Below are 11,204 nucleotides of genomic sequence, written 5' to 3'. Positions count from 1 at the left end.
ATTCCCCATTCCCCATTCCCCGCTTGCGGCAACGAAGCCGCATGCGCGAAGCTGCCATGTCCCCCCGGCATGAGACGCCCGCATGACCCGCATCCGCCGCGCCACACCGGACGATGCCGAAGCCTTGTCGCTGCTGGCTGCGCAGACGTTCACCGAAACCTTCGGGCATCTGTACCCGCCAGAGGATCTGCACGGCTTCCTGCAGGAGACCTACGCGGTCGAGCGCGCACGCATCGTGCTGGCGCATCCGGACTATGCGATCTGGCTGCTGGAAATGGACAACCTGCTGGTCGGCCACGCCGCCGCCGGGCCCTGCGGGCTGCCGCACCAGGACGTGCGTCCCGGCGACGGTGAGCTCAAGCGGCTGTATCTGTTGAAGGACTACCAGAACAGTGGCTGGGGCAGCCGCCTGTTCGAGACCACGCTGGAATGGCTGGAGCGCGACGGCCCGCGCACGCTGTGGATCGGCGTGTGGTCGGAGAATTTCGGCGCACAACGCTTCTACGCCCGCTACGGTTTCGAAAAGGTGGGCGAGTACGATTTCCCGGTCGGCAAGATCCTCGACCGCGAATTCATCCTGCGCCGCAATCCGCGCATTGCGGCCGACTGAGCGGCACGCCGATGCCAGCGGGTGCGCGACGTGCGACCGCAACCGCCGACGTGCTGCTGGTGCACGGCGTCTGGAATACCGCGCACTGGCTGTTGCCGCTCGCGCGTCGGCTGCGTGCCGAGGGCCTGGCGCCGGCGCTGTTCGGCTACGCCAGCGTGCTCGGCGGTCCGGCGCAGGCGGTGCCGCGGCTGATCGAACGCCTGCAGGCGACCGGCGCGCAGTGGCTGGTCTGTCACAGCCTGGGCGGGCTGGTGGCGCTGCAGGCCCTGCGCGCCGCGCCCGCATTGCCGGTGCGCCGGGTGGTCTGCCTGGGCTCGCCGTTATGCGGCAGCGCCGCCGCGCGCGGCCTGGCCCGTCGCGGCGGGCGCTGGGCGCTGGGGCGCAGCGCGGCCTTGCTGCAGCACGGTGTCGCGCACTGGGAGGGCGAGGCGGAGATCGGCCAGGTCGCCGGCACCGTCGCGCGCGGGGTGGGGCGCTGGCTGGCGCCGCTGGACGGCGGCTCGGACGGCACCGTGGCGCTGGCTGAAACCCGCCTGCCGGGGCTGCGCGACCATTGCGTGGTGCAGGCCAGCCACAGCGGTCTGTTGCGCTCGCCCGAGGCCGCGCAGCAGGTGCTGCGCTTCCTGCGCCACGGCCGGTTCGGCCACTGAACGCCGCCGCCCCGGTGCGGGCGAGCAATCAGGTAAAATTCGCGCCCTGTCATTCAAGCCAGTCTGGAACCACCCATGGGTAGAGGCCCCTCCATCGAAGGCCGCAAGAACGCCTCCGACGCCAAACGCGGCAAGATGTTCACCAAGATCATTCGCGAGATCAGCGTCGCCGCGCGCGGCGGCGGTGGCGATCCGTCCAACAATCCGCGCCTGCGCGTGGCGGTGGACAAGGGTCTGTCGGCGAACATGTCCAAGGACGTGATCGAGCGCGCCATCAAGAAAGCCACCGGCGAGCTGGAAGGCGTGGAATACGAGGAAGTGCGCTACGAGGGCTACGCCCCCGGCGGCGTGGCGGTGATCGTGGACTGCCTGACCGACAACCGCGTGCGCGCGGTGGCCGACGTGCGCCATGCCTTCAGCAAGTGCGGCGGCAACATGGGCACCGACGGCTCGGTGGCCTTCATGTTCAAGCGCCTGGGCGTGCTGAGCTTTGCCGCCGGCACCGACGAAGACACCCTCACCGACGCGGCCATCGAAGCCGGCGCCGACGACGTGGTGGTCTATCCGGAAGACGGCGCCATCGACGTACTGACCGCCCCGGAGGCCTTCGCCCAGGTCAAGCAGGCGCTGACCGCCGCCGGCCTGGAGCCGGCCCACGCCGAAATCACCTTCCGCGCCGAAAACGACATCGCCGTCGACGGCGACACCGCCGTGCAGGTCCGCAAGCTGCTCGACATGCTCGAAGACCTGGACGACGTCCAGGACGTGTATTCGAACGTCGATCAGTCGAGTCTCGGCGCCTGATGAAGGCCGGGATGGCGGGATTCGGCATTCGGGATTCGCAACAGCAATGCGATCGCCGTACTGCATGCGCATCACCAATCCCGAATCCCCAATCTCCATTCCCGGCCGCGCGATGACCCGCATCCTGGGCATCGATCCCGGCTCGCAGCGGACCGGGCTCGGCATCATCGACGTCGATGAGAGCGGTCGCAGCCGGCATGTCTATCATGCGCCGCTGGTGCTGCTGGGCGAGGGCGACTTCGCCCAGCGGCTCAAGCGCCTGCTGCACGGGCTGGGCGAGGTGATCGAGACCTACCGGCCGCAGGAAGTGGCGATCGAGAAGGTGTTCATGGGCAAGAGTGCCGATTCCGCGCTCAAGCTCGGCCACGCGCGCGGGGCGGCGATCTGCGCGGTGGTGCTGCGCGACCTGCCGGTGCACGAGTACGCTGCCACCGAGATCAAGCTGGCGCTGGTCGGCAAGGGCGGGGCGGACAAGGTGCAGGTCCAGCACATGGTCGGCATCATGCTCAACCTGAAAGGCAAGCTGCAGGCCGACGCCGCCGACGCACTGGCGGTCGCCATCACCCACGCCCACGTGCGCGCCACCGCGCAGCGCCTGGGCGTCAATACCCAACAGGCCTGGAGCCGTAAGAAATGAGAATCGGGATTCGGGAGTCGGGATTGGGGATTCGAAAAAGCGGGTCCGCCTGTGCTGAGCTGATGGGGCTGTACGCGGCAGTCGTTAACGGCCGCGCGGGGAATAACCATTCCCCAATCCCCAATGCCCAATCCCGGCACCTCCTTGGAGGTGCCCAATGATCGGCCGCCTGCGCGGGATCCTGGCCTACAAGCAGCCGCCGTGGCTGGTGATCGACGTGGGCGGGGTGGGCTACGAGCTGGAGGCGCCGATGAGCACCTTCTACGACCTGCCCGATGTCGGTCGCGACGTGATCCTGTTCACCCACTACGCGCAGAAGGAAGACAGCGTGTCGCTGTACGGATTCCTGCGCGAAGGCGAGCGCAGGCTGTTTCGCGACGTGCAGAAGGTCACCGGCATCGGCGCCAAGATCGCGCTGGCGGTGCTGTCCGGGGTCAGCGTGGACGAGTTCGCCCGCCTGATCACCAGCGGCGACATCACCGCGCTGACGCGCATCCCCGGCATCGGCAAGAAGACCGCCGAGCGTATGGTGGTGGAGCTGCGCGACCGCGCCGCCGACTTCAGCAGCGGTGCGCCGATCACCGGCCAGCTCGGCCCGGATGCGGTGTCCGAAGCCACGGTGGCGTTGCAGCAACTGGGTTACAAGCCGGCCGAGGCCGCACGCATGGCACGCGAGGCCGGGGCAGAAGGCGACGAAGTCGCCACGGTCATTCGCAAGGCCCTCCAGGCCGCGCTCCGCTAGGCTGCGCTGTCTTCCTCTCCTTCACGCCACTTGGCGATACCCTGCCCACTTCATGTCCCAGACCCCCACTTCCGCAGCTGGCCACGGCCATGCGCCTGCCAATAGCCATATGGCCTTGGTCATCGGCGCCATCGGCGTCGTCTTCGGCGATATCGGCACCAGTCCGCTGTACACCCTCAAGGAGGCGTTCTCGCCGCACTACGGGCTGACCAGCGATCACGACACCGTGCTGGGCGTGCTGTCACTGGCGTTCTGGGCGCTGATGGTCACGGTGACGCTCAAGTACGTCACCATCATCATGCGCGCCGACAACGAGGGCGAGGGCGGCATCATGGCCTTGATGGCGCTGACCCAGCGCACCATGCGCAACGGCTCGCGCTCGGCGTACGTGGTCGGCATCCTCGGCATCTTCGGCGCCTCGCTGTTCTTCGGCGATGGCGTGATCACCCCGGCCATCTCGGTGATGGGCGCGGTGGAAGGCCTGGAAATCGCCGCGCCCAGCCTGCATCCCTTCATCGTGCCGATCACCGTGGTCGTGCTGCTGGTGGTGTTCATGGTGCAGCGCTTCGGCACCGAAAAGGTCGGCAAGGTGTTCGGGCCGATCACCTGCCTGTGGTTCCTGTCGCTGGGGGCGATCGGCGCCTGGAACATCGTCGACGCGCCGGAAGTGATGAAGGCCTTCAACCCCTGGTGGGCGATCCGCTTCTTCATGGAGCATGGCTGGCACGGGGTGTTCATTCTCGGCGCGGTGGTGCTGGCGGTGACCGGCGGCGAGGCGCTGTATGCGGACATGGGCCACTTCGGCGCCAAGCCGATCCGCCATGGATGGTATTTCTTCGTGTTGCCGATGCTGCTGCTCAACTACCTGGGGCAGGGCGCGCTGGTGCTCAATCACCCCTCCGCACTGAAGAACCCGTTCTTCGAAGCGGTGCCGGGCTGGGCGCTGTATCCGATGATCATCCTGGCCACGCTGGCGGCCGTGATCGCGTCGCAGGCGGTCATCACCGGCGCCTATTCGGTGGCCCGCCAGGCGATGCAGCTGGGCTACATCCCGCGCATGCTGATCAAGCACACCTCGCGCACCACCATCGGTCAGATCTACGTGCCCGGCATCAACTGGCTGCTGATGGTGATGGTGATCGCGCTGGTGCTGATCTTCCGCAGTTCGACCAATCTGGCGGTGGCCTACGGTATCTCGGTGTCGATGACCATGCTGATCGACACCCTGCTGCTGGCGCTGGTGGCGCGCTCGTTGTGGCCGCGCTGGCGCAACTGGGTGCTGTCGCTGTGCGTGGTGTTCTTCTTCATCGAGCTGGCCTTCGTCATCGCCAACGGCGCCAAGCTGTTGCAGGGTGCCTGGTTCCCGCTGGCGCTGGGCATCGTGGTGTTCACCCTGATGCGCACCTGGCGCCGCGGCCGCGCCCTGCTGCGCGAGGAAATCCGCAAGGACGGCATCCGCATCGACAGCTTCCTGCCGGGCCTGATGCTGGCCCCGCCGGCGCGCGTGCCGGGCATGGCGGTGTTCCTCACCGCCGACCCGATGGTCGTGCCGCATGCGCTGATGCACAACCTCAAGCACAACAAGGTGCTGCACGAGCGCAACATCTTCCTCAACGTCGACACCTTGCCGATCCCGTACGCGCCGGCCGACAAGCGCCTGCAGATCGAATCGATCGGCGACGAGTTCTACCGCGTCTATGTGCGCTTCGGCTTCATGGAGACGCCGGACGTGCCGCTGGCACTGATGCGCTCCTGCGACCAGGGCGGCATCCATTTCGACCCGATGGACACCACCTTCTTCGCCAGCCGCGAGACCATCGTGGCCAGCGCCAACCGCGGCATGCCGATCTGGCGCGACAAGCTGTTCGCGCTGATGCATCGCAACGCCGCCCCGGCCACCGGCTTCTTCCGCATCCCCGGCAACCGCCTGGTCGAGCTGGGCGCCCAGGTCGAGATCTGAGGCCGCCTGCGGCGGCCCGGGATTGGGGATTGGGGAGTCGGGATTGGCAAGAGCGTAGCGCCGGAGGCGCCTCGCAGCCCATACTAGCTAGCTGCCAATCCCGAATGACGAATCCCCAATCCCAGCTCTAATGGACCGCATCATCGCCAGCAATGCCACCCGCGAAGACGATGCCGCCGATGCGAGCATCCGGCCCAAGCGCCTGGCCGACTATCTCGGCCAGCAGCCGGTGCGCGAGCAGATGGAGATCTACATCGAAGCGGCCAAGGCGCGCGGCGAGGCGATGGACCATGTGCTGATCTTCGGCCCGCCCGGCCTGGGCAAGACCACGCTCAGCCATGTCATCGCCAACGAGCTGGGCGTGAACCTGCGCTCGACCTCCGGCCCGGTGATCGAAAAGGCCGGCGACCTGGCCGCGCTGCTGACCAATCTGCAGCCGCACGACGTGCTGTTCATCGACGAGATCCATCGCCTCTCGCCGGTGGTGGAAGAAGTGCTGTACCCGGCGATGGAAGATTTCCAGATCGACATCATGATCGGCGACGGCCCGGCCGCGCGCTCGATCAAGATCGACCTGCCGCCGTTCACCCTGATCGGCGCCACCACCCGTGCCGGCCTGCTGACCGCACCGCTGCGCGACCGCTTCGGCATCGTGCAGCGGCTGGAGTTCTATTCGCCGCAGGAACTGACCCGCATCGTGATCCGCTCGGCGGCGATCCTGGGCATCGACTGCACGCCCGAAGGCGCGGCCGAGATCGCCCGCCGCGCGCGCGGCACCCCGCGTATCGCCAACCGGCTGCTGCGGCGGGTGCGCGACTTTGCCCAGGTCAAGGCCGCCGGGCATATCGACCTGCCGGTGGCGCAGGCGGCGATGCAGATGCTCAAGGTCGACCCGGAAGGCTTCGACGAGCTCGACCGGCGCATGCTGCGGGTGATCGTCGAACACTTCGACGGTGGTCCGGTCGGCGTGGAATCGCTGGCCGCCTCGCTGTCGGAGGAGCGCGGCACGCTGGAAGACGTGATCGAGCCCTATCTGATCCAGCAGGGCTTTCTGATCCGCACCGCGCGCGGCCGCATGGTCACCACCAAGGCCTATCTGCACCTGGGCCTGAAGCCGCCGCGCGATCGCGCCCCGGGCATCGGCGAGCCGGGAGAGCTGTTCTGATGGTGCTCCGTTTGTCGCTCGCCCGGCCCGTCTCGACCAACCCTCCGTGCCCATGACCGCCGACGCCCGATTCCCGTCTCCCGATTTCCCGCCAGTATTCAGTTGGCCGACACGCGTGTACTGGGAAGATACCGACGCCGGCGGGGTGGTCTACCATGCGCGCTACGTCGCCTTCATGGAGCGTGCGCGCACCGAATGGATGCGCGCGGCCGGTTACGGGCAGGAACGCCTGCGCCAGCAGCACGAGCTGGTGTTTGCGGTTCGCTCGATGCAACTGGATTTCCTCAAGCCGGCCCGGCTCGACGATGCGCTGTCAGTGTCGGCAGTGTTGCTGCGATGCAGGCGGGCCAGCCTGCTGTTTGCGCAGTCGGTACGTCGCGAGGGCGAAGTGCTGCTGACCGCCGAGGTGCGCATTGCCGCACTCGGCACCAGCGACTTCCGCCCGCGCGGGATGGACGATGCGCTGTATGACGTGTTGAAAGCTCTAGAAACCCCAGAATCCGATTACTGAGGAACAAACGGATGTCGATTGCATTGCTCCTGGCCCTGCAGGACACGGTAGTGGAAGCACTACCGCAGGACGTTGCCGCCGCTGCGGCACAGACCGCCAGCGTGGCGCACAACAGCAGCATCAACTATGTCGATCTGATCCTGCGGGCGAGTATCCCGGTCAAGATCATCGTGCTGCTGCTGCTGATCGGCTCGTTCATCAGCTGGGTGATCATCTTCCGCAAGGCGCGCGCCTTCAAGCAGGCCAACCGCGAGGCGGACGAGTTCGAAAACCGCTTCTGGTCCGGCGCCGATCTGGCCAAGCTCTATGCATCGGCCACCGACCGCAACCGCACCGTCGGCGGCCTGGAGTCGATGTTCGAGAGCGGCTTCCGCGAGTTCTCGCGGCTGCGTGACCGCCGCCGGCTGGACGGGCGGGTGCAGCTGGAAGGCGCGCAGCGTGCCATGCGCACCGCCTTCACCCGCGAAGTCGACCAGCTCGAGCGCAATCTCGAATTGCTGGCCAACATCGGCTCCACCGCGCCGTACGTCGGCCTGGTCGGCACCGTGTTCGGCATCATGGTGACCATGCACGACATGGTCAGCAGCGGTGAGCAGGCCGGTATCGCGGCCGTGGCGCCGGGTATTTCCGAAGCCCTGTTCGCCACCGCCATCGGTCTGTTCGTGGCAATTCCCGCGGTGTGGGCCTACAACCGCTTCACCACCCGCGTGGAACGGCTGTCGGTGCGCTACGAGACCTTCGCCGACGAGTTCAGCTCGATCCTGCAGCGCCAGGCCGGCGCGGACGAGTGATGCGCGCGCCCTGCGACAGCCGGCAGGTAGGCCAATCCCCTGCCATGGCCCGCACACCCCGGTGCGCGGACGTGGCCGGTGCGGCAGCCGCTCATGCCCGTTTCCCGCTGCGCAGGGACTGGGCAGGCCAGCCACGCGCGACAGCTCGCACCTACGTGTGCGAGGGATTGGATGGGCGAGTCCGCCGCAAGAGCCCGCACATCCATGTGCGGGGGATCAATAGGAACGTTCCGCGATGATTTCCGGTATTTCCCGCCGTAAGAAGCGCAAGCTCAAATCCGACATCAACGTCGTGCCGTACATCGACGTGATGCTGGTGCTGCTGATCATCTTCATGGTGACCGCACCGCTGCTGACCCTGAGCACCGACGTGAACCTGCCGAGCTCGCGCGCCAAGGCGCTGGAGAGCAAGCAGGATCCGGTCGTGGTGGTGGTCGCTGCCGACGGCCAGCTTGCCCTGCAGCTGCCCAAGGGCAAGCCGCAGGCCATGGACGTGGCCGCGCTGCAGGCGCAGCTGGCCGCGATCGTGGCGCAGGACAAGGACGCGCGCGTCGTGGTGGCCGGCGATCGCGCCGCGCCGTATCAAAAGATCATGGACGCCATCGACGTGCTCAAGCAGGCCAAGGTCGAGAAGGTCGGCCTGATCTCCGACTCCGGCGGCACTGCAGGCAGCGATGCACGCTGACGCACTCCCCACCCAGACCGCACGCGAGGATGGCTGGCTGCGACCGGTCATGCTTGCCCTGGTCGTGCACGTGCTGGTCGCGCTGGTGTTCATTGCCGGCTGGCTGTGGTCGCCCGAACGCTCGGTCGAGCCGGCGGCGGGCGATCCCAGCATGGAAGCCTCGCTGGACGTGTCTGCGGCCGAAGCACGCGTCGCGCGCCAGGCGCTGAAGGCCACGCCGGTGGAGGCACCGCCACCGCCCGCGCCGCTGCCCGAGCCCGCGCCGGAAGATACCGTGCCGCCGCCGCAGCCGATTCCCGAGCCGCGTCCGCAGGATGCGCCCACGCCGCAACAGGCGCAGGCACAGGAGCGCGTGGCGCAGCCGGACAAGGTCGACCAGGACCGTGTCGATGCGCTGGCACTGTCGGCGGAAAAGGCCAAGCAGGAGCAGGAAGCCAAGCGCCGCCAGGAGCAGATCGACCTGACCGAGCGCAAGCGCCAGGAAGAGGCCGAGCAGAAACTGCGCCTGGCCAAGCAGCAGGAAGAAGCCGACGCCAAGAAGAAGCAGGCCGCCGCGCAACAGGCTGCCGCCGATGCCGAGCGCGAGAAGAAGATCGCCGAGATCCGCCGCCAGCGCGAGCAGGCCACCAAGGAGGCCGCGCTGGCCGAGCAGAAGCTGCGCCAGGTCGCCGCCGCGCGCGCGCAGCAGGCCTCGTCGGCTGCCGCCGCCAGCGCGCAACCGACCGCAGGGCAGGGCGGCACCAGCACCGATCTATCGGCCAAGTACGCCGCGGCGATCCAGCAGAAGGTGCTGGCGCAGTGGGTGCGCCCGCCGTCGGTGCCGCCGGGCCAGAAGTGCACCATCAACATCCGCCAGTTGCCCGGCGGCAGTGTGATGGAAGCCAAGGTCGCGCCCGGCTGCCCGTACGACGAGGCCGGCCAGCGCTCGATCGAGGCCGCGGTGCTGAGCGCCCAGCCATTGCCGTATCGCGGATTCGAGTCGGTCTTCCAGCGCAACCTGACGTTTGTGTTCACCGCCCAGGACCAGTAAGCACAGGTCACGGGTGGCCGGGGTGCGGCAGCACTGCCTGCGCTGCGCCTCGGAGGGAAAGCGGTAGCGATCCACTGCCTGGTGCAGGTTTGCCGGGCAACCGAGCGGGCACGCCACCGCAAGCCCGCTGTCTCTAAACTGACGCAAGCGCCTGCTGGTGGACCACTCGCTCCGTTTTCACGCTGTCTCGTTCACGATTGCGAGTATGTTCACTCGCTGATTGGTATCCCTTGCACACTTTTCCTGCCCGATCCGAGCCGTCCATGAAAAAACCGCTGCGTTGGCTAGCTGCCTTGACCGCCCTGTTGTTGCCGCTGAGCGCACTTGCGCAACAGCAAGGGCTCACCATCGATATCGTGGGCGGTAGCGCCTCGGCGACACCGATCACCGTCGTGCCCATGCCGTACCAAGGTTCCGGTACTGCGCCACAGACCGATGTGTCTGCCGTCGTCGGCGCCGATCTGGACCGCTCCGGCCAGTTCCGCACGCTGCCGGTTGCGCAGATCGTCGAAAAGCCGACCCGTGGCACCGAGGTGCAGTTCCAGACCTGGCGCACGCTCAAGCAGAACTACATCGTGGTCGGCCGCGTCATGGATGCCGGCGAAGGCGCCTACCGCGTGGAGTACGAACTGTTCGACGTGGCCAAGGGCGAGCGCCTGCTCGGCCTGGCGATGACTGCGCGCGCCAACGCGATGCGCGATGTCTCGCACCAGATGGCCGACGCGATCTACGAGAAGATCACCGGCGTGCGCGGCGCGTTCTGGACCCGGATTGCCTACGTGACCGCCAGCGGCAAGGGTGGCGCGATGCGCTATGCATTGATGGTGGCCGATTCGGATGGCTACAACCCGCAGACCATCGTGCGTTCGGCCGAGCCCCTGCTGTCGCCGAACTGGAGCCCGGACGGCAAGAAGCTGGCCTATGTGAGCTTCGAGCGCGGCAATTCCTCGATCTACCTGCAGGACATCGCCACCGGCGCGCGTGAACTGGTGTCCAGCTTCCGCGGCATCAACGGTGCGCCGTCGTTCTCGCCGGACGGGCGTCGCCTGGCGCTGGCACTGTCGCGTAGCGGCAACCCGGAAATCTACGTGATGGATCTGGGCAGCAAGCAGCTGACCCAGCTGACCAACCACTTCGGCATCGACACCGAGCCGACCTGGGCGCCGGATGGTGGCAGCATCTACTTCACCTCCGATCGCGGCGGTCGTCCGCAGATCTACCAGGTCTCTGCCAGCGGCGGCAGCGCCAACCGCGTGACCTTCCAGGGCAACTACAACGCCACCGCCAGCGTGTCCTTCGATGGCAAGAAGATCGCCGTGGCGCAGGGCAGCGGCAACAGCTACCGCATCGCCATGATGGATCGCAGCCTGGGTTCGCCGAGCTGGAGCACGCTCTCGCCGGGGTCGCTGGACGAGTCGCCGAGCTTCGCGCCGAACGCCAGCATGGTGCTGTACGCCGCACGTGAGGGTGGCCGTGGCGTGCTCTACGCCGTCTCCGCCGACGCTCGCGTCCGCCAGCGTCTGGTCCTGGCCGATGGCGATGTGAGAGAACCCGCATGGGGGCCTTACCGAACCGCGCATTAATGTTAATATTTCGCTGCGTTAAACCACTCATTGGCC

Annotated in this window: 12 protein-coding genes; all 12 read left to right on the top strand. The window is 67.3% G+C overall.

All coding sequences use genetic code 11. From position 1 onward, the window contains the following. Positions 1–82: 82 nt before the first annotated feature. Entirely contained in the window at positions 83–610 is a 528-nt protein-coding gene (locus EO170_RS16500) for an N-acetyltransferase (RefSeq protein WP_104584710.1), read from the top strand. A gap of 11 nt (positions 611–621) precedes the next feature. Next, a complete protein-coding gene (locus EO170_RS16495) occupies positions 622–1,260 on the top strand; it encodes an alpha/beta hydrolase (protein ID WP_180496727.1) in 639 nt (212 codons plus the stop codon). A gap of 75 nt (positions 1,261–1,335) precedes the next feature. Continuing rightward, the gene (locus EO170_RS16490) at positions 1,336–2,064 is read left to right on the top strand and encodes a YebC/PmpR family DNA-binding transcriptional regulator (RefSeq protein WP_104584708.1); all 729 of its coding nucleotides are present in this window, start codon (positions 1,336–1,338) and stop codon (positions 2,062–2,064) included. A 112-nt stretch (positions 2,065–2,176) separates the two neighbouring features. Continuing rightward, the gene (ruvC, locus tag EO170_RS16485) at positions 2,177–2,701 is read left to right on the top strand and encodes a crossover junction endodeoxyribonuclease RuvC (protein ID WP_016904120.1); all 525 of its coding nucleotides are present in this window, start codon (positions 2,177–2,179) and stop codon (positions 2,699–2,701) included. 157 nt (positions 2,702–2,858) lie between these two features. Then, positions 2,859–3,443: a Holliday junction branch migration protein RuvA gene (gene ruvA, locus EO170_RS16480; RefSeq protein ID WP_023904818.1), complete on the top strand. Its 585-nt coding sequence runs from the start codon at positions 2,859–2,861 to the stop codon at positions 3,441–3,443. 52 nt (positions 3,444–3,495) lie between these two features. After that, positions 3,496–5,403: a potassium transporter Kup gene (locus EO170_RS16475; protein WP_126946525.1), complete on the top strand. Its 1,908-nt coding sequence runs from the start codon at positions 3,496–3,498 to the stop codon at positions 5,401–5,403. A 130-nt stretch (positions 5,404–5,533) separates the two neighbouring features. Then, positions 5,534–6,568 carry a Holliday junction branch migration DNA helicase RuvB gene (ruvB, locus tag EO170_RS16470; protein ID WP_126944864.1) on the top strand — a complete coding sequence of 345 codons (1,035 nt, stop codon included), beginning with the start codon at positions 5,534–5,536 and terminating at the stop codon, positions 6,566–6,568. Between the two features lie 52 nt (positions 6,569–6,620). Next, positions 6,621–7,079 carry a tol-pal system-associated acyl-CoA thioesterase gene (ybgC, locus tag EO170_RS16465; protein WP_104584702.1) on the top strand — a complete coding sequence of 153 codons (459 nt, stop codon included), beginning with the start codon at positions 6,621–6,623 and terminating at the stop codon, positions 7,077–7,079. Positions 7,080–7,090: 11 nt separating this feature from the next. After that, positions 7,091–7,870: a protein TolQ gene (tolQ, locus tag EO170_RS16460; RefSeq protein ID WP_016904125.1), complete on the top strand. Its 780-nt coding sequence runs from the start codon at positions 7,091–7,093 to the stop codon at positions 7,868–7,870. 235 nt (positions 7,871–8,105) lie between these two features. Beyond that, the gene (gene tolR, locus EO170_RS16455; protein ID WP_016904126.1) at positions 8,106–8,555 is read left to right on the top strand and encodes a protein TolR; all 450 of its coding nucleotides are present in this window, start codon (positions 8,106–8,108) and stop codon (positions 8,553–8,555) included. Next, complete coding sequence (gene tolA, locus EO170_RS16450) at positions 8,545–9,585, top strand: cell envelope integrity protein TolA (RefSeq protein ID WP_104584700.1); 1,041 nt, start codon at positions 8,545–8,547, stop codon at positions 9,583–9,585. The genes tolR and tolA overlap by 11 nt, the downstream gene beginning before the upstream one ends. 263 nt (positions 9,586–9,848) lie before the next feature. Continuing rightward, complete coding sequence (tolB, locus tag EO170_RS16445; RefSeq protein ID WP_104584698.1) at positions 9,849–11,168, top strand: Tol-Pal system beta propeller repeat protein TolB; 1,320 nt, start codon at positions 9,849–9,851, stop codon at positions 11,166–11,168. Positions 11,169–11,204: the final 36 nt, after the last annotated feature.

The organism is Xanthomonas sp. BRIP62409, assembly GCF_003992965.1.
GTDB classification, from domain to species: Bacteria; Pseudomonadota; Gammaproteobacteria; order Xanthomonadales; family Xanthomonadaceae; genus Xanthomonas; species Xanthomonas euroxanthea.
This window is presented reverse-complemented; position numbering and strand designations above follow the sequence as displayed.

Bases quoted from the DNA above. Each gene is read 5' to 3' on its own strand.
- ruvA (WP_023904818.1), top strand. From the start codon at position 2,859: ATGATCGGCCGCCTGCGCGGGATCCTGGCCTACAAGCAGCCGCCGTGG.
- tolQ (WP_016904125.1), top strand. From the start codon at position 7,091: ATGTCGATTGCATTGCTCCTGGCCCTGCAGGACACGGTAGTGGAAGCA.
- ruvB (WP_126944864.1), top strand. From the start codon at position 5,534: ATGGACCGCATCATCGCCAGCAATGCCACCCGCGAAGACGATGCCGCC.
- tolB (WP_104584698.1), top strand. From the start codon at position 9,849: ATGAAAAAACCGCTGCGTTGGCTAGCTGCCTTGACCGCCCTGTTGTTG.
- EO170_RS16490 (WP_104584708.1), top strand. From the start codon at position 1,336: ATGGGTAGAGGCCCCTCCATCGAAGGCCGCAAGAACGCCTCCGACGCC.
- EO170_RS16495 (WP_180496727.1), top strand. From the start codon at position 622: ATGCCAGCGGGTGCGCGACGTGCGACCGCAACCGCCGACGTGCTGCTG.
- ybgC (WP_104584702.1), top strand. From the start codon at position 6,621: ATGACCGCCGACGCCCGATTCCCGTCTCCCGATTTCCCGCCAGTATTC.
- ruvC (WP_016904120.1), top strand. From the start codon at position 2,177: ATGACCCGCATCCTGGGCATCGATCCCGGCTCGCAGCGGACCGGGCTC.
- tolA (WP_104584700.1), top strand. From the start codon at position 8,545: ATGCACGCTGACGCACTCCCCACCCAGACCGCACGCGAGGATGGCTGG.
- EO170_RS16500 (WP_104584710.1), top strand. From the start codon at position 83: ATGACCCGCATCCGCCGCGCCACACCGGACGATGCCGAAGCCTTGTCG.
- EO170_RS16475 (WP_126946525.1), top strand. From the start codon at position 3,496: ATGTCCCAGACCCCCACTTCCGCAGCTGGCCACGGCCATGCGCCTGCC.
- tolR (WP_016904126.1), top strand. From the start codon at position 8,106: ATGATTTCCGGTATTTCCCGCCGTAAGAAGCGCAAGCTCAAATCCGAC.